The 18,585-nt window shown below is 62.3% G+C and carries 14 protein-coding genes and 1 tRNA gene; 7 read left to right on the forward strand and 8 right to left on the reverse strand.

The window, feature by feature from the left end:
* Positions 1-323: 323 nt before the first annotated feature.
* Positions 324-5,282, forward strand: a complete 4,959-nt coding sequence (locus tag NL532_RS08945; protein ID WP_196813818.1) for an autotransporter outer membrane beta-barrel domain-containing protein — start codon at positions 324-326, stop codon at positions 5,280-5,282.
* 169 nt (positions 5,283-5,451) lie between these two features.
* Here NL532_RS08945 and NL532_RS08950 read toward each other — a convergent pair whose 3' ends face one another.
* From NL532_RS08950 to NL532_RS08975, 6 genes are all read right to left on the reverse strand, one after another.
* Positions 5,452-6,684, reverse strand: a complete 1,233-nt coding sequence (locus NL532_RS08950) for a MalY/PatB family protein (RefSeq protein WP_050586810.1) — start codon at positions 6,682-6,684, stop codon at positions 5,452-5,454.
* A gap of 49 nt (positions 6,685-6,733) precedes the next feature.
* Positions 6,734-7,858, reverse strand: a complete 1,125-nt coding sequence (locus tag NL532_RS08955; protein ID WP_031202666.1) for an amino acid ABC transporter permease — start codon at positions 7,856-7,858, stop codon at positions 6,734-6,736.
* Between the two features lie 18 nt (positions 7,859-7,876).
* The gene (locus NL532_RS08960; RefSeq protein WP_023733528.1) at positions 7,877-9,064 is read right to left on the reverse strand and encodes an amino acid ABC transporter permease; all 1,188 of its coding nucleotides are present in this window, start codon (positions 9,062-9,064) and stop codon (positions 7,877-7,879) included.
* A 170-nt stretch (positions 9,065-9,234) separates the two neighbouring features.
* Entirely contained in the window at positions 9,235-10,248 is a 1,014-nt protein-coding gene (locus NL532_RS08965) for an amino acid ABC transporter substrate-binding protein (protein ID WP_023686475.1), read from the reverse strand.
* Between the two features lie 152 nt (positions 10,249-10,400).
* Positions 10,401-11,360 carry a LysR family transcriptional regulator gene (locus NL532_RS08970; protein ID WP_023686474.1) on the reverse strand — a complete coding sequence of 320 codons (960 nt, stop codon included), beginning with the start codon at positions 11,358-11,360 and terminating at the stop codon, positions 10,401-10,403.
* A 281-nt stretch (positions 11,361-11,641) separates the two neighbouring features.
* Positions 11,642-11,731, reverse strand: a tRNA-Ser gene (locus NL532_RS08975).
* 359 nt (positions 11,732-12,090) lie between these two features.
* Between NL532_RS08975 and NL532_RS08980 the strand changes: the two genes are divergently transcribed.
* The 4 genes from NL532_RS08980 to NL532_RS08995 all read left to right on the forward strand — a co-directional run bounded on the left by NL532_RS08980 (position 12,091) and on the right by NL532_RS08995 (position 15,093).
* Positions 12,091-12,837, forward strand: a complete 747-nt coding sequence (locus tag NL532_RS08980) for a hypothetical protein (RefSeq protein WP_023751358.1) — start codon at positions 12,091-12,093, stop codon at positions 12,835-12,837.
* A 117-nt stretch (positions 12,838-12,954) separates the two neighbouring features.
* The gene (locus tag NL532_RS08985) at positions 12,955-13,278 is read left to right on the forward strand and encodes a hypothetical protein (protein ID WP_023744152.1); all 324 of its coding nucleotides are present in this window, start codon (positions 12,955-12,957) and stop codon (positions 13,276-13,278) included.
* A gap of 252 nt (positions 13,279-13,530) precedes the next feature.
* Positions 13,531-14,520 carry a BMP family lipoprotein gene (locus tag NL532_RS08990; protein ID WP_023683177.1) on the forward strand — a complete coding sequence of 330 codons (990 nt, stop codon included), beginning with the start codon at positions 13,531-13,533 and terminating at the stop codon, positions 14,518-14,520.
* Positions 14,521-14,637: 117 nt separating this feature from the next.
* Positions 14,638-15,093: a GNAT family N-acetyltransferase gene (locus NL532_RS08995; RefSeq protein ID WP_023733525.1), complete on the forward strand. Its 456-nt coding sequence runs from the start codon at positions 14,638-14,640 to the stop codon at positions 15,091-15,093.
* Here the strand turns inward: NL532_RS08995 and NL532_RS09000 are convergent.
* Positions 15,088-15,477, reverse strand: a complete 390-nt coding sequence (locus NL532_RS09000) for a hypothetical protein (RefSeq protein ID WP_023733524.1) — start codon at positions 15,475-15,477, stop codon at positions 15,088-15,090. The two genes, NL532_RS08995 and NL532_RS09000, sit on opposite strands and share 6 nt — an antisense overlap.
* 13 nt (positions 15,478-15,490) lie before the next feature.
* Positions 15,491-15,697, reverse strand: coding sequence for a SlyX family protein (locus NL532_RS09005; protein WP_196813821.1), 207 nt, complete (start codon positions 15,695-15,697; stop codon positions 15,491-15,493).
* A gap of 218 nt (positions 15,698-15,915) precedes the next feature.
* Between NL532_RS09005 and NL532_RS09010 the strand changes: the two genes are divergently transcribed.
* Both NL532_RS09010 and NL532_RS09015 read left to right on the forward strand, forming a co-directional pair.
* Positions 15,916-17,448, forward strand: a complete 1,533-nt coding sequence (locus tag NL532_RS09010) for an ABC transporter ATP-binding protein (RefSeq protein WP_023714064.1) — start codon at positions 15,916-15,918, stop codon at positions 17,446-17,448.
* Positions 17,445-18,584, forward strand: coding sequence for an ABC transporter permease (locus NL532_RS09015; RefSeq protein WP_023686470.1), 1,140 nt, complete (start codon positions 17,445-17,447; stop codon positions 18,582-18,584). The genes NL532_RS09010 and NL532_RS09015 overlap by 4 nt, the downstream gene beginning before the upstream one ends.
* Position 18,585: the final 1 nt, after the last annotated feature.

Below are 18,585 nucleotides of genomic sequence, written 5' to 3' on the forward strand. Positions count from 1 at the left end.
GGAGGTCCGAACGTTTCCGCATAAATTCATGCAGCGAGATTGTTCTCGCGATTCCGTAAGGTCTCTGTTTAATAAGCTATATCTAATATTGACTATTTTCTGTCGCTCAAAAGTCGCAGACTTCATTTTACTGATCACCGTTAGCTTCTTGGTAGCTCTCACGACTATAAACTTCTTGCGGGCGAATAGCTTTCATGCTGCCTTCGCGCACTCAGGAATCAGGGAGCTGAGGCATGGCGGAGCGGATTGCGCGTGATGGGTTTTGGGTTTTGCATCTCGCGCGCTTGCCGCAAGTCGTGTCGCTTCGCTCCGGCACTTCCGCCTTGACGATCCTAACTGTTGCCCTTGCGCTGAGCGCCGCGCCGGCTCGGGCCGATGGCGGCAATGGTAGCAGCGCAGGCGCTGGACAAGGTGGCGTTGACGGCGCGCTCGCGAGTGCCACGGGTCAGAATGCCGCCAATGGCGCGACCGCTGGTGGCGGTGGTGGCGGCATTGACCTCACGACGGGTGACGGGGCGCCAGGAGGATCGGGAGCGGTAAGTGGGACAGCCAACAACCCAAATGGCGTTGCCGGTGCCACTGGTGCTACGGGTCTGGTCATCTCGACAGACGGGACCATTGCAACCAGCATCAGCGGCGGGGCCGGCGCTTTGGGCTCCCCTGGCACGAATGGCGTCGTCAGGAGCGGCGGCGGTGGCGGTGGCGGTGTGGGCGTCAGTGCCACGGCCGACGTTACAGTCACTGGCACAGGATCGGTGAGTGGTGGCACTGGCGGCCGAGGTGGGACCAATGGCAACAGCGGCAGCGGTGGTGGCGGCGTCGGCATATTCTCGTCCGCAAACGTGTTTGTAGAGGCGGGCGGCAGCGTTACCGGCGGCACGAGTCTTTCCACAATTGGGGTCCAAGCAGGTGGTGGCGGCGGCGCAGCTGCCATCGTCCTGATGGGCGGCGGGACAATCCAGAACAGCGGGAATCTGCTCGGGGGTGCCGGTGGAAGAACAGTTCTCGGCGGCGGTGGGGACGGTGGCGCCGCTGTTCTGCTGCTTTCAGGTGGAACCGTCATCAACAAGCTAGGTGCGACGATCGTTGGCGGCAGTGGCGGTCAGGGCTCCTTGGCAGGCGGCGATGGCGCCGCAGGGATCAAGGGCGCCAACATCGCGGTCATCAATGCGGGTACGATCAGCGGCGGTGCCGTCGGCACCGGTGGCGGAACGCCGGCAGCCGGCAAAGCCATCCAGCTCACCGGCGGCGTCAATTCGCTGGAGATTCAGGCCGGCTCCACCATCATAGGCAATGTGGTCGCTTTCAGCGCCGCGGATACATTCAAGCTGGGTGGCGATATCAGCGCCAGTTTCGGTGTGTCGCAGATCGGCGCTGGCGCCAAATATGACGGGTTTGGGTTCTACGAGAAAACCGGAAACAGCACCTGGACCCTAACGGGGACGACAACTGCCGTCACGCCTTGGACCTTGTCCGGCGGGACCCTGCAAATTTCGAGTGACAACAATCTGGGCGCCCTCTCGGGCGGCTTGACCTTCGACGGCGGCACGTTGCGCACGACCACCAGCTTCGCCACCAATCGCAATGTCCTGATCAATTCGACCGGCGGGTTCGACACGGTGGCAGGCACGCAGTTGGACGTGTCAGGCCAGGTGACCGGCACCGGCACACTGGTCAAGAGCGGCGCCGGCACGCTCAACGTCACCAATTTGTCCAACAGCTATACGGGTGGCAACATCGTCAATGCAGGAACGCTTGCCGGCAACACCGTGGCGATCCGTGGCGACATCCTGGACAACGGCGCTGTCTCGTTTCTCGACCTCGGCCCCCACACCTTAGGCGGAAATATCTCCGGCTCGGGCAGCGTCGACATCGAAGGCTTCGGCACGCTGACGCTGACCGGTGCCAACACCCACAGCGGCGGCACCAAGGTCGGGACCGGCAAAAGCATCTCGGTCGCGTCGGACCAGAATCTGGGTGCCGCTACGGGCCTGCTGACACTCGACGGCGGCGAACTCGGCACGACAGCAAGCTTCGCCATGAGCCGCGATGTCAAGCTCACTTCCGCCTATGGCTACTTCCGCGCGGCGGCGGGTACGACGCTGACCGCGAATGGCGAGCTGACCGGCGTGGGCGGCGTCTACAAGGAGGGCGCCGGCACCCTGGTGCTCAAGGGCGACAGTACCTATTCCGGCCGCACCACCGTCGACAGCGGCAAGCTTATCGTCGAGGGCTCGCTCGGCAGCACCGAAACGACGGTCAACAGCGGCGGCACGCTGGGCGGCTCCGGCTCGATCGGCGGCGCGGTGATCGTCGCCGATGGCGGTGTGCTGGCGCCGGGGTCCAGCCCTGGCACGCTTACGGTCGGATCGCTCAGCCTGAGCTCCGGTTCTATGCTCGACTACGAGCTCGGCCAGGCGGGCATTGTCGGCGGCGGTGTCAACGACCTGATCGAGGTGACCGGCGCGCTGACGCTGGACGGCAGCCTCAACATCACCGATGTCGGCGGCTTCGGGCCTGGCGTCTACCGGCTAATCAATTATGGCGGCGCACTCACCGACAATGGTCTCGAGCTCGGCAATCTGCCGGCCGGTGTCACGGCCGCCGACCTGACGGTGCAGACCTCCGTCGCCAACCAGGTCAATCTCGTCAGCAGCGTCGGCACCGACTTGCTCTTCTGGGATGGTGACGCGGCCGGCAATGCCAACAATGATCTGGTCGACGGCGGCAACGGCACGTGGACGGCGACAAGCCTGAACTGGACGACGAGCACCGGCCTGGTAACTGGCGCGATGAAGCCGCAGCCCGGCTTCGCCATCTTCCAGACGCTCGGCGGCACCGTCATCGCCGACGGCAGCGCCGGCGCGCTTGCGATTACGGGCATGCAATTCGCCGCCGATGGCTACCGCATCGAAGGCGACGCCATCACGCTTGATGGCGCTGGCGGCGAGAGCATCATTCGGGTCGGCGACGGCACGGTGGCCGGAGCAGGTTACACCGCCACCATCGCCTCCGTGCTAACCGGGACCAGCAGCCTGACCAAGACCGATGCGGGCACGCTGGTGCTGTCCGGCGCCAACACCTACACGGGCGGCACCACCGTCCTGGGCGGCGTGCTATCTGTTTCAGCCGACAACAATCTCGGCGTTGCCGCTGGCGGCCTGACGCTCTCCGGCGGGACGCTGCGCAACACAGCGGCGTTCAGCTCGGCGCGCGACGTCACGCTTTCGTCGGCCGGCGGCACCTTCGACACTGTGGCCGACCTGACCTTGTCCGGTGCGATCTCTGGCGCTGGCAGCCTTGCCAAGACCGGCGCCGGCACGCTGACGCTTACGGGAACGAACAGCTATGGCGGCAACACGTTGGTCAGCGCTGGCACGCTGGTCGGCGATGCAACCTCGATTCGTGGCGACATCGGCAATTCCGGCACTGTCGTGTTCGACCAGGCGGCGGACGCCAGCTTCGCCGGCGATATCTCCGGCACCGGCGCAATGATGAAGGATGGCGCCGGCGTGCTGACGCTGTCAGGCACGTCGCTGCTGGACTGGACCGTCAATCAAGGCGGCCTCGTCTCGGCAGCCGAGCGCTTCGGTGGCGATGTCGCGATCGGCGCCGGCGCCTCCTTCACATTCGACCAAGTCGCCTCCGCCAGCTATGCCGGCGTGCTCTCGGGCGCCGGTACGTTCATCAAGGACGGCCAAGGCACGCTGCTGCTTGCGTTGGACAACTCAGGCTTTACCGGCGCCACTACGGTCAGCGGCGGCACGCTTGCCGCGGGCGCTGCGAACGCGTTCAGTTCCTCCTCGCAGTTTTCCGTCGCCTCGGGCGCCACGCTCGATCTTGCCGGCACGTCCCAGACGATTGCGGGGCTGAGCAACGCCGGAACGGTGCGCATCGCGGGTGGCGTCCCAGGCGACACACTTACCGTAAGCGGCGACTATGTCGGCAATAGCGGCGCCGTCGTTCTCAACGCTGCGCTCGGTGGTGACGGTTCGCCGACAGACATGCTGGTGATCGCCGGCAACACGTCAGGGACGGGTACCCTTCAGGTCGTCAATTTCGGCGGGTCGGGCGCCCAAACGGTCGGAGGCATCAAGATCGTCGACGTCGGCGGCGTCTCAAACGGCAGCTTCTCGCTCGACGGCAATTATACCTTCGAAGACGATGCAGCGGTCGTCGCGGGCGCCTACGCATACAGGCTCTACAAGAACGGCGTCAGCACACCGGCCGATGGCGATTGGTATCTGCGCTCGGCCCTGGTCAACGGCGATCCCGATCCGCAGCCGCTCTATTCGCCCGGCGTGCCTCTGTACGAGGCCTATGAAGGGGTGCTGCAGGCCTTCAATGAACTGGGCACCATGCAGCAACGCATTGGCAATCGGTCGTGGGGCGAGGGTGCTACGCCGCAAGGTGCGGACCTGCCAGGCCAGGGCTCGGTCGACGGCAAGGCGATATGGGCGCGCATCGAAGCTGCCCATGCCGAGATCAAGCCGGAGACGTCGACCTCCGGCACGAACTATGACGTGACCACCTGGAAGCTGCAGGCCGGCGTCGATGGCCTGCTGCACGAAAGCGACGCCGGTACCCTGATCGGAGGGATTACGGCCCACTACGGAACCGCGTCGTCGGACGTCTCCTCGATCTTCGGGGCAGGGTCGATCGCTGCCACCGGCTACGGCGTCGGCAGCACGCTCACCTGGTTCGGCAGCGGTGGCTTCTACGTCGACGCGCAGGCTGAGGCGACATGGTATGACAGTGACATCCGGTCGGCCACGCTAAGCACCACGCTTGCGGACGGCAACAACGGTTTCGGCTACGGGCTGAGCGTGGAGGCCGGACAGAAGATCGCCCTCAACGGCAACTGGTCGCTGACGCCGCAGGCCCAGCTTGCCTATTCCTCGGTCGACTTCGACGCGTTCACCGACCCGTTTGGCGCCGTCGTGTCGCCCGGCAGCAGCAACAGTCTCGTCGGCCGCCTCGGCCTCTCCGCGGACTATGAAGACCAGTGGGTGGACGATGCGGGGCAAGTCAGCCGCACGCACATTTACGGGCTCGGCAACCTTTACTACGACTTCCTCGACGGAAATGATGTCGATGTGTCTGGCACGAAACTGGTCAGCGAAAATCAGGCGCTGTGGGGCGGTGTCGGCCTTGGTGGCTCGCTGAGCTGGGCGGACGGTCGCTACGCCGTCTTCGGAGAAGGGACAGCGCGGACAAGCCTCAAGGATTTTGGCGACAGCCATGCCCTGGGCGCCAAACTCGGGTTCGCTGTGAAATGGTAGCGGCGATCGAGATGGACATGTCGACCTTGGCTTGAGGGTCGGGCCGGCAAGGCTGCCGAGGTCTATGGAATCCGGACTTGCGGTCATCCGGCTCGTCGGCCCTGGACGTTTCCTTACCGGCTGCCGGCATCAAGTACCAGGCTCGCATCCGAAGCACCCTGGCGGTCGATCACAGGGATGCCAGCGCGCTGGACATGCGCTCCAGTCCTTGGCGCAACAGAGGACGCGGGCAGCCGACATTCAGGCGAATGAAGCCTTCGCCGCCAGGCCCATAGACGCGGCCGTCATAGAGATTAACCCCGGCCCGATCGACAAAGAATTTCTGAATTCCACCCACTCGGCGATCGAGCGCGCACGCATCCAACCACACCAGAAACGATGCGTCGGGCCGCATGGGCGTGATGCCTGGAAGGTGTTCACCGGCGAACTCGCAAACCAGATCGATGTTGCCGGCGATGTAGCGCGTGAGTTGGTCGAGCCACGGCGCGCCGCTGCTGTAAGCAACCTCCAGGGCCAGGCGGCCGAAAAAGTTCGCATTCACCATGAATGACGCCTGCATTGCGGCAAGAAGCGCCTCGCGGCGCTTTTTGCTGGCTACCGAAATCGTTGCCGAAGGAACCCCGGCAAGATTGAAAGTCTTCGTTGGAGCGGTGCAGATGAACGATTTCTCCGCAGCATCTTCCGAGATGGAGGAGAAGACGATGTGAGGACGATCCGACAACCTTATGTCGCAGTGAATGTCGTCGGATATCACCAGGATTCCATGACGCTCGCAGATGTCGTTGAGCGCCGCCAATTCTTCGCGTGTCCAGGCCATTCCGGCAGGGTTGTGAGGATTGCACAGCAGGAATGCCTTGGCGCCGCCGGCCGCCAGTTTCTCGAAATCCTCGAGATCGAGCTCATATCTGTTGTTCTGCAGCCTCAGCCGGTTCGTAAGGAGAACGCGGCCGTTTCCCTGAACCACTTCGAAATAGGGCGAGTACACGGGCGACTGCACAATGACGCAGTCACCGGGCTTGGTGAAGGTTCGCAGTATCGCAGCCACGGACGGCATGATCGCCGGCGCGGGAAGCAAGTTCTCCAGTTTCGGCGACCAGTTGTGCCGGTGCGCGAACCACGATTGCACGATCTCATAGTGGCGCGGATCGCGGCGTGTGTAGCCGTAAATGCCATGCTCCGCGGCCTCGCGCAGTCGCGCGATGACGGTTTCCGGAGCGCGGAAGTCCATATCCGCCGTCCACAGCGACAGCAGGTCCTGGCCCTCGACCTGGGGAGAGAACTCGTCCCACTGGTTGGCCCATTTGACGGATCCGAACTGCTGACGGTCGTGGATCTGGTCGAAATCTATTCCCGCGATATGTCGTTGCCCAAGCGCCGATGCGGGCGTGTCTGCACAAGCCATTTGATAGTCACCTTGCCGCGGGCATTGCTTGCGGCATCATCAGCGCCTCCTAGGATTTGTGGCCACGCGCCAATTGGCGCTCCATAGATTGCGAGTAACGCGACATGCCGAAGCAAAAGCTCCAGTAGACCAGCCCCGCAAAGAGGTAGCCGGTTGATGAGATCGTCGGGCCTGCCCAGTTCGGATCGACGCGCGCCGTTTCGACGGCCTTCAGAAAATCCGCGATGCCGACGACGGCGACCAGAGTCGTGTCTTTGAACAGACCGATGAAGGTCGAGACGATACTCGGTATGACGATCGTCAACGCCTGAGGGAGGACGATCAGGCGCATCATGTCGAAGTAGCCGATCCCGAGCGCCTTGGCCGCTTCGTGTTGGCCCTTCGGGATCGCCTGAAGGCCGGCTCTCACGACCTCGGCCATATAGGCGGACGAGAACAACGCTATCGGGATGAGCGGGCGCAACAGACGATCAGGTGTCAGATAATCCGGGACGAAGAGCGGCATCATGAAGTTCGCCATGAACAACACTGTGATAAACGGCACGCCGCGGACGACTTCGATGAACGTGACGCAAACCGTCTTGACGAAAGGGAGTTCCGACCTGCGCCCAAGCGCCAGGATAACCCCGATCGGTAGCGAGAAGACGATACCCACGATCGACATCAGCAACGTGATCAAGAGACCGCCCCAGAGCGTCGTATCGATGACAGGCAAATGAAGCCAGGCAACGCCGCGCACGAGAACGAACGCGGCCACGGGGTAGACGAGGAAGAACAGCAACGCCGCCACTTTGCGCCGCGGAGCCTTCGTCCACAGGAGCCAAACGATGAGGATGGCGCCGATCGCCTGCGCAAGGTCCACGCGCCACCGCTCGGAAACCGGATACGCGCCGTATCGCAGGTAGTCGAACTTCTCGGCGATGAAAGGCCAGCAAGCCCCCTGGCTGTTCGCACGGCAAGCTTCATGGCCGCCGCTCCAGACCGCGTTGAAGATCGCAAAGCTCAGGAAGTGATGCAGCAGCCACGCGGCTAGGAGGACAAAGCATATTGTCAGCGCGCCTGAAGACGGCGTCGAAAACAGGTTCTTTTTCATCCAGCTCACTGGACCCGGTCGAACGTCCGCGGGAGGCGCCATGGCTGGTATGAGCGCGCTGACGTCAACTGGCGAACGCATGGACTGATCGCTCATCCGTCACCTTTCAACGATTGCAAAATGTCGGTTACACGCGTTCATGGCCAATGACGTGGCAAGGGAGATAACGAGATAGACCGACAGGGTAATCGCCATGACCTGGACGGCGGCTCCGGTCTGGTTGAGCACCGTGCCTGCAAAGATCTGAACGAGGTCGGGATAGCCGATGAACACGGCAAGCGACGAGTTCTTGATGAGATTGAGATACTGGCTTGTCAAAGGGGGAATGATGATGCGCAGCGCCTGGGGAACGACGACCAGACGAAGCGTCTTGCCCGGCGCCAGCCCCAGCGCATGCGCAGCCTCGGTCTGGCCCTTTGGCACTGCCTGGATTCCACCTCGCACGATCTCGGCGATGTATGAACCGGTGTAGACCGACAGACCGATCAGGAGAGCGGCAAACTCCGGATAGAGCTGATGCCCGCCTTGAAAATTGAAACCCCGTAGCTGCGGGGCGACGAACGAGACCGGCTCGCCAGCCGCCAGGAAAAGGACCAACGGAAATCCTATCAAGGTCGCCAGACTGACCAGAAGCACCGGCAGCTGCCTGCCCGTCCGTCTCTGGACGCTCCTGGCGCGAAACCAGAATGCAACGCAGCAGGAAATGGCCGCAACGAATGCCAAGCCCACCAGCCCCGCTCCCGGATGCAGATGAATCTCCGGAACGATGAGGCCGCGATTGTTGAGGTAGATGCCGCCGGGAATGGCGATGGACGCCTTCGGCGAGGGCAACGGCTTGAGGACGGCGTTGTACCAGAACAGCAGCTGCAGCAATAACGGAACATTGCGCACAAGCTCGACATAGGCGGTCGCCACCTTCGAAACGATCCAGTTCGGCGACAGGCGGGCAACGCCGATGACGAAGCCAAGCAAGGTCGCAAACAGGATTGCGAGGAGACTGACGTAGAGGGTGTTGGCCACTCCCACCCAGAACGCCTGACCGTAGCTGGACAATGCATCGTACGGTATCAGGGTTTGATTGATGTCGAAGCCGGCAGACTCATTCCAAAAGTCGAATGAGAGCGGAATCCCCCGGACCCGCATATTCGATGCAGTCTGCATGCCGATGCCCAGGGCCAAGGCCAGCAGGCAGCCGGCGAGCAAGAGCTGGTAGAAGATGCCCCGCACCTTCGTATCGTGCAGCGACAACCTCCTGCGCGACGGCGCGGGAAGCGACAAATGGGACATGGGCTGTTCCTATCGGGTCCGTGCAAGGCGCTGACGGTAACACGCCAGCGCCTTGCAACCATGCCTTTGCCTAAAGCGCGTCGCCATTGAACGGACTCAGGCGACGCGCTTTAGGGTCTTCGTTATGCATGTCGTGTCTCAAAACCGGGGCCATTTTTGAGCGACATGCGTTAGCGGATCGGCGGAGCGTATTGAACGCCGCCTTGGTTCCAGAGCGCGTTCATGCCGCGCTCCATTTTCAGCGGCGAATCCTTGCCGACATTGCGATCAAACACTTCGCCGTAATTGCCGACCTGCTTGATCACCTCGACCGGCCAGTTATCGCCGAGCCCGATGTCCTTGCCTATGCTGCCGTCCACGCCAAGCAAGCGGCGGATGCTGGGGTTGTCCGACGATTTCATGGCATCGACGTTCTTGGAGGTGACCCCGTATTCCTCCGCGGCCACCATGACGTAGAGCGTCCACTTCGCCACATTGAGCCACTGGTCGTCACCCTGCCGCACGGCCGGGCCAAGCGGCTCCTTGGAGATCAGCTCGGGAAGAACAATGCTGTCGTCCGGCTTGGCCATGCGAAGCCGCGACGCGTTCAAGGTGGAGGTGTCTGCGGACAAGACGTCGCAACGTCCCTCCTCATAAGCCTTCACTACAGCTTCCTCGTCTGCGAAACCAACCGTCGTGTACTTGATCGACTGCGAGCGAAAATAGTCGGCAAGGTTCAACTCGGTCGTGGTGCCCTGGGTGACGCATATCGATGCGCCGTCAAGTCCCTTGGCTGACGTGATATTGTCCGCCTTGCGCACCATGAACCCCTGGCCGTCATAGAAATACGTGCCGGCAAACAGTATGCCTAGCGACGTATCGCGGGACGATGTCCAGGTTGCGTTGTGGGCGAGAATGTCGATCTCTCCCGACTGCAAGGCGGTGAAGCGATCCTTTGGCGTCAATGGGATGAACTTGACCTTTTGCGCGTCCCCGAGCACGGCAGCGGCCACGGCGCGACAATAATCGACGACAAATCCGGTCCATTTGCCTTCATTGTCGGGAAGGCTGAAGCCAGCCGTGGCCGAATTCGTGCCACAGGTCAGCACGCCATTTTTCTTGACATTATCGAGGGTTGCGGACCACGCCGAGGAGGCGGTGCACGCGATGGCGAGGGCAAGTAGGCCCTTGAACGTTGATCTCATTTCGGCATTCCCCTGTTATTGTTGAAGGGAATGTGCTCTCCAGCCCAAGTATTCGTCAAATCGATTGTTCTCATGGTGAAAATGAGCGCTGCTCATAGTTGCGAAGCACTCCCAGCTGAAAAGCGGTTGAGTGGTGAAGCAGCGCGCGCGACCTATTTTACGGCCGACCCCGGTGCTCCGACGGTGCCTTGGTGTCTCTTGCTCCGCGATTCGTTGTAGATTCCCACGATGATTTCCCGGAGCCACCTGGTTCCCGGGTCATTCGCCATCTGGCGGTGAACAATAAGCCAGGCATTCACATTCGCTATCGGAAGGGGTGGCGGGACCAACGTCACCTCACTCCTCTCATCCAGCATTTGCAGGATGGCATCACCGCAATGGGTAATCAGTTCAGTGCCGCGAAGCGCCCAGGGCAGCACCGGATAGTTCGAGATGGTCGCAACGACATTGCGGCGAAGACCCATCTGTTTGAGGGCGGCATCCGCGAGGCCTTCCGCCAGGCCATCTGCGGAAATCTGGAGGTGGGAACTGGCCAGATAGGTTTCCAGCGTCATTGCGCTTCTGGCGATCTTGCTTCCGCTCCACACTGCGCAAAACAATCGGTCCTGGCCAAGCTCCACCTTCAAGAGACCTGGGTCGTCGCGTATCGCTGCTCCCGTCAGCGCGCAGTCAACTTGTCTCAGATAGACCGATGAACCGATTTCGGGTCCGTTTGCGGGAATGACGTTCAGCGTCGCGCCAGGAGCTTGCCTGGAAAATTCTCGAATGAGGCCCGGGATGAAAACCATGGCATGATAATCTGTAAGTCCAACGCGAAAGTTGCGCCGCGTCGTTGCTGGATTGAAGATCTGATGCCGGTCGATCGATGCGCGGATCGTTGCGAGTGCGGCGGAAATATTCGACAGCAGCTCAACTGCCCGGGGAGTCGGCCGCATCTCGCCGCCATCTCTGGTGAACAATTCATCCTGCAATAGATACCGAAGCTTCGACAGGGAGTGGCTTACAGCGGATTGTGTTCTGCCTAATTCGGTAGCCGCCCGCGTGACGCTCCTTTCCCGCATCATCACGTCAAAGACCCGCAATAGATTGAGGTCGATATCGTTATAATTCATGGAATTACCTCATCTGCGACCTGAGATCGCACCAGGCGGCACTACCGCGTTGGTTGCGACGGTGACAGATGGGGCACGAAGAGTGAAGACAGAGGTTCGGCGCTACGCCTTTGAAACTCTGGCGGACCAGGTGACGACGACCGCCGCATGGCTCCGCGGCATTTCTGCGCCTGGCTTCGCGAGCAAGCCGCAATCCGCCATGAACCCAGGGCGAGCATGTGAAATAAAGTCAGCCGCACCCGCTGGGTGGGAAATCGCAGGCGGTTTCATTGGCTTGATAATGGCGGAGAGAGCGGGATTCGAACCCGCGTTACGGTCTCCCGTAAACACACTTTCCAGGCGTGCGCCTTCAACCACTCGGCCACCTCTCCGTCCTTGCATTCGCGCCGGCCGGTTTTGCCACGCGGGTTGGGGAGATGCATCCCTTTGGGATTTGCGGGAAGACCCGCTTGATGGACACCGCCAACCAGCGGATGCCCTTCCCGGCGCCCGTCAATCAAACAGGCGCGGGGCTCATCTAGTCGATCCGGCGCCGAATGCCAAGCCATAACGGCAGTCTATTCGCTTTGCCGGCCATGCATCGTTTCGCGGGGCGTTGAACGGCTCCGCTTCTAAGGCGCTTCGGTTCTGAATGGTGTGCACGGGCAAGGCGGCAGGGCCGGCCGCGCTTGACTTCGCCCCTCGCCACCTGTCGAGTGCGGCGGAGGCTTTGCGGGGGGCATCGTCCGACATGACATCGAGCAATGAACAGCCGGCCAGCGGAACGCCGGCCGGAGGCATGCCAGGCGGGCTGACGCCCGCAGGGCGTCCGGACAGCGGGCTGTCCTTCGTGCCCGTGGTCTGGCTCCTCTTCGTGATGGCATGGTCGGTCTACTGGCTGGTCTCGGCGCGGTGGCTGTTCGAGAGTTCCGGCCTACCGGACAGGGTCTTCTATTTCGTGCTTGGCGGACTGGCCTTCGACATCGTCACCATCGTGTGGGGGCTTTATCTGCTCGGCCTCGCCTTAAGCCGTTCCGCGCGCTTTCCGCGTCATTTCACCATCTGGCAGATCACCACCATCGCCTGGCGGCTGGCCGAGCAGGTCTATGCGCTGACCGTGCCCGATTTCACCGTCTCCGCCAGGGAGCTTGCGATCGCCGCCACCGAAATCGTCATCGGCCTGTTTTGCATTTACCTGCTGCGCCGCCGCGACGAGGCCAAGGCCTTTTATGCAAGGCCGGAAGCGCAGGCACCGTCAGCCTTTAGTTCGATCGTCGCCGCGCTGGCCGGCATCACCCTCGGCGCCGTCGTCGGCGCCGTCGCCGGCTTCGCGCTCGGCGCGGGGATCGCCGAAGCCACCGACATCAGCTGTTTCGAAGGCGGCTGCGGCTACTTCGCGGTGTTCATCGGCCTTGCCGGGCTGGTGGTCGGGGCCATTGGCGGCGGCGTCCTTGGCGTCTGGCTCGTCCATCGGCGGAGCCGAAAGGTGGCCATATAGGCGGGCGATAGGCTTCAAATTCGTGTATGGTGATTGCACGCCGGGCGTGCGCATTCTATTCCTCGCCTTGACCGGAAGGTCCTCGGGAGGAACTTGAGGATCGGGGAAGATTTTTCGATGTTGCGTTTTTTGTTTCGCCTCGCGGCCATGATCGCACTCTCGGTCGCCGTCATCATGGCCGTGCTCGACGCGACGCGCTCGGTGGCGGCTTCCGCATTGGTCATGACGCCGCTGAATTCGAGCTGGCTGGCGGTTTCGCCCGACACCCGCGCGGCCTTCGAGACCTTCGTGCGCGCCAAGGTCAATCCGGTGATATGGGATGGCGGCATCGCCTGGGTGCTTGCCCAGCCGGGGTTTGCCGTGTTCGCGGTGCTTGCCTTCATCCTCTATGCGATCGGCTACCGGCGCCGGCGGCGCGGCGGAGAATTCGCGCCGGGCTGATGGGTTGTGCCGGCGGACTTGCGACGACAACGCGGCAATCGTCCACAGCTGTCACCGCATTGGGCATGTTTTTCCAACGGGGGGCATGCTTTTCCAAAAGGTCAAAATTCCGCGTGAATTTTGTTTCGGGCCGTGCCAGATTGCCTAGAGCGGGAGGGGAGTACACTCCTGGCTGATGCCGCATGCCTGCCGGAGAACCGGGCAGGCGGACGGCGCGTAACGGAAAAAAATAACCGACAGGGTGTGGATCACATGAAACGTATCGTTCTCGGCCTCCTGGCCGCAACCGCAATGGTTCTTCCGGCTTTCGCCGCGGATGTCCAGCCGGCCATCCTCTACGATCTCGGCGGCAAGTTCGACAAATCCTTCAACGAGGCTGCCTATCACGGCGCCGAAAAGTTCAAGACCGAGACCGGCACCGCCTATGTCGAGTTCGAAGTGTCGAACGCCTCGCAACGCGAGCAGGCGCTGCGCCGCTTCGCCGAGGACGGCCGCAACCCGATCGTCATGGCCGGCTTTGCCTGGGAAGATGCGCTGAAGGTGGTCGCGAAGGAATATCCCGATCTCAACTTCGCCATCATCGACGATGCCGTCGATATGCCCAATGTCCGCTCGCTGGTCTTCAAGGAAAACGAAGGCTCCTATCTCGTCGGCATCCTGGCGGCGATGGCCTCGAAGTCCAAGAAGGTCTCCTTCATCGGCGGCATGGACATTCCGCTGATCCGCAAGTTCGAATGCGGCTATGTCGGCGGCGCCAAGGCGGCCGGTGCGACCGATGTCATCCAGAACATGACCGGTGACACGCCCGCGGCGTGGAACGATCCGGCCAAGGGCGGCGAGATCGCCAAGACGCAGATCGACCAGGGCTCCGACGTCGTCTATGCCGCGGCCGGCGGCACCGGCGTCGGCGTGCTGCAGGCGGCGGCGGATGCCGGCAAGCTCGGCATCGGCGTCGATTCCAACCAGAACGGCCTGCAGCCCGGCAAGGTGCTGACCTCGATGCTGAAGCGCGTCGACGTGGCCGTCTACACCGCCTTCATGGACGGCAAGAACGGCACCTTCAAAGGCGGCCTGCAAAATCTCGGCCTCAAGGAAGGCGGTGTCGACTACGCCATGGACGACAACAACAAGGCGCTGGTCACCGACGAAATGAAGGCTGCCGTCGAAAAGGCCAAGGCCGACATCATCGCCGGCACGATCCAGGTGCACGACTACACCGCCGACAACGCCTGCCCTTATTGATTGGCAAGCTATCTCTTTGTTTTGCCGCAATTTCGGACGGAAAAGCGCTTTCACACTTTTCCTAGGTTTCGAACCGCCGGGTGAAAGCCCGGCGGTTTTGTTTTGAGGTATGCCGCGATGTCGACGACAATCGAAGCCATGGCGGAGCGCGATGTGGAGGCGATCGCAAGGCTGCGGCTCGCCGCATTCTTCGCTGGCACCGGACGAACATTGCCAGAGGACGCGGCCGGTCTTCGCGAACTGTTCGTCGGCGATGGGATGGAGGCGGCGTTCGTTGCGCGAGACCAGGGTCTGCCGATCGGCAGTTGCCTGCTGGTCCGCGACGAGATCGATCCAGCGCACGATTTGACGCCATGGCTTGCTGGGCTGATCGTCGACCAAGACCATCGAGGGCGCGGTATCGGCACGGCGCTGGTCAGAGCGGTCGAAGCCCATGCCGCATCAGCAGGCGTAGGCAAGCTCTATCTCTACACCTGGCAAGCGCGCCGCTTCTATGAAGCGCTCGGTTGGGTGGAGGTGCAGACCTTCGCGCAGGACGGCGGACCGATGGCTCTGATGTCGCGCGCGCTATAAAGTGCCCAAGAGATAACCCAGCGCAAACACCATCATCAGCGTAATGGCGATAGCGAAGCCGCGTCGGCCACCGAGCGAATGCACGCCGACGCCATAGGGCTTCCGCTCCAGTCTGCCGATCACCGGCTTCGCTTCGTCGTGGCCGACCACACGCATCTGCGGCAGTTCGGCGATGCGTTGCGAGATCAGCCGCCAGCGATCGCCGTCGCCCGAGGGCCGCCCCGTGCGGTCGAAGACATGCATGCGCTCGGCCAGCCGCATCACCGTGTCGCGGAAGGCCGGATCGATCTCCAGGTCGCGCTCGGCACGTTCGCGGTCGCGATCGTTCATCAGGCCAAGCACATAATCGCCCGCCCGCGCAACGCGATCGCTTTCACTGGCCATAGGCTTCTCCTTGCTACCAGTGCGGCGGTTTGGTTATCGGCACGTCGGGTGCCGATTGTTCCTCCAGCGCCATGAAGCGCCCGGTCAGGGCATCGAGCTTGCGCTGCATGCGTTCGATCGCCGTCCACTGCTCGGCGATCTGGCCCGACAGTTCCTCGATGGTCTTTTCCTGCTCGGCGGCGCGGATTTCCAGCGTCGTCAGCCGGTCGACAGGCATGATCATTCAAAACTCCTCAGGTCCTGGTGCACGCGGTTGCAGCATGATGCGACTGTTGAGCCTTGCATATTAGTGAATGTGAAGATCTGCGGCCACGTTCGAAATTGACAAGCGCACCGGGATTTGTCGAGAGTGGCCACTGCGCCGCCAATTGGCACGGGTGGGGCATCATGCTAGGCGTTTTGACCAAGCGATAAAAAAATAAGAGTGGGACAGGCTGCATGGCGCAAGCCGCAATCGAACTGATCGGCATCAACAAGAGTTTTGGCGCCGTTCGCGCCAATCGCGACATCAATCTGGAGATCGCACGCGGCACCATCCACGGCATCGTCGGCGAGAACGGCGCCGGCAAGTCGACGCTGATGTCGATCCTCTACGGCTTCTACCAGGCCGACAGCGGCGAGATCCGCGTCGGCGGCAAGCCGGCGTCTATCAAGACTTCCAACGACGCCATCGCGCTCGGCATTGGCATGGTGCACCAGCACTTCATGCTGGTCGACAATTTCACCGTGCTGGAAAACATCATCCTCGGCGCCGAAAGCGATGCGCTGTTGAAAAAGAGCATCGCCAAGGCGCGCTCCGAACTGGAGCGGCTCGAGCGCGAATACGGGCTGGAAGTCGATCCCGACGCCATCATCGAGGAATTGCCGGTCGGCCTGCAGCAGCGTGTCGAAATCCTGAAGGCGCTTTATCGCGGCGCCGAGATCCTGATTCTCGACGAGCCGACGGGCGTGTTGACGCCGGCCGAGGCCGACCATCTGTTTCGCATCCTCAGGCAATTGAAGGACCAGGGCAAAACGGTGGTGCTGATCACCCACAAGCTGCGCGAGATCATGGCCATCACCGACAATGTCTCGGTCATGCGCCAGGGCACGATGGTGGCGACGCGCGAGACCAGCAAGACGACAGTCGGCGAACTGGCCGAACTGATGGTCGGGCGGCGCGTGCTGCTGCGGGTCGAAAAGGGCGAGACGGAGGCCGGCGCGGTCAAGCTCGCCGTCAAGAACCTGACGGTGAAAGACCAGCGCGGCGTCACCATGGTCGACGACATCTCCTTCGATATCCGCGCCGGCGAGATCGTCGGCATTGCCGGTGTCGCCGGCAACGGCCAGTCCGAACTGCTCGAGGCGATTTCCGGCATCAGGCGCGCGGTTTCCGGCTCGGTGATGCTCGATGGCAAGCCGATCGACCTGACCGGGGCCGCCGATCCCGGCGAGTTGCGCGACCGTGGGCTCGCCCATGTGCCGGAGGACCGCCATCATGTCGGCCTGGTGCTGGCCTTCGAGGAGAACGAGAATTCGATCCTCGGCTACCATGACGACCCGCGCTACCTCAAAGGGCCGTTCCTCAACATCGACGCCATCATGACCGATGCCAAGGACAAGATCGAGAAATACGACATCCGTCCCGGCAATCCGCGTCTGAAGACGGCGAATTTCTCCGGCGGCAACCAGCAGAAGATCGTGCTGGCGCGAGAAATGGAGCAGGATCCCGGTGTTCTGATCGTCGGCCAGCCGACGCGCGGCGTCGATGTCGGCGCCATAGAATTCATCCACAAGCGGCTGATTGCCATGCGCGACCAGGGCAAGGCGGTGCTGGTGGTGTCGGTCGAGCTCGACGAGATCCGTTCGCTGTCCGACCGCATCCTGGTGATGTTTGCCGGGCGCATCGTCGGCGAACGTGGCCCCGAGGCGACCGAGGGCGAGCTTGGCCTGCTGATGGCAGGCATCGATCGCCAGGAGGCGGCAGAGTGAGCACGCCTTACGCCAAACTGCCGGCCTGGGCCGATTATGGGCTGATCCCGTTGATCAATCTGTCGGTGGCTTTCATCGTTGCCGGTTTCGTCGTCATGCTGGTCGGCGAAAACCCGTTTCGTGCCGCCGTCATCCTGGTCGAGGGCGCTTTCGGCAAGGGAACCGGCATTGCCTTCACGCTGTTCTATGCCACCACCTTCATCTTCACCGGCCTGTCGGTGGCGGTGGCCGCGCATTGCGGCCTGTTCAACATCGGGACCGAGGGCCAGGCCTATATTGCCGGCCTTGGCGTGGGCGTGGTCTGCCTCGCCTTCGACACTGTGCTGCCGTGGTGGCTGACCTTTCCGCTGGCGATCGTCGCCGGAGCCGCCGTCGGTGCGCTGTGGGCGCTGATCCCGGCCTATCTGCAGGCCAAGCGCGGGTCGCACATCGTCATCACCACCATCATGTTCAACTTCATCGCGGCCTCGATCATGGTCTACCTCCTGGTTGGGCCGTTGAAGCCGGCGGCGTCGCAGGCGCCGCAGACGCGCAACTTCCTCGCCGGCGCCGAACTGCCCAAACTCAACTGGATCATCGAACTGTTCGGCGCCAAGATCCGCTCGGCGCCGTTCAACATCTGCTTCCTGCTGGCGCTGCTCATGGCATTCCTGGTCTGGCTGCTGATCTGGCGCACCAAGCTCGGCTACGAGATGCGCACCTATGGCCACAGCCCGAAAGCGGCGCGCTATGCCGGCATTTCGGAGACCCGCATCATCATCATCGCGATGATGATTTCGGGCGCGCTGGCCGGCATGATGACGCTGAACCCGGTGATGGGCGACCAGCACAATGTGGCGATCGATTTCGTCTCCGGCGCCGGCTTCGTCGGCATCGCCGTGGCGCTGATGGGCCGACTGCATCCGGTCGGCATCGTGCTGGCGGCGATCCTGTTCGGCATGCTCTACCAGGGCGGCGCCGAACTTGCCTTCGAAATGCCGGCGATTTCCCGCGACATGATCGTCATCATCCAGGGCCTGGTCATCCTGTTTGCCGGTGCGCTGGAGCACATGTTCCGGCCCTACGTCCAGGCGCTGTTCGCCTCGTTCAGTCCAAGGTCGGTCGGCATCGAAGCGGTCAAAGGGAAGGGCGCCTGAG

Origin of the sequence: Mesorhizobium sp. C120A (assembly GCF_030323105.1) — a bacterium.
Taxonomy (GTDB): Bacteria; Pseudomonadota; Alphaproteobacteria; order Rhizobiales; family Rhizobiaceae; genus Mesorhizobium.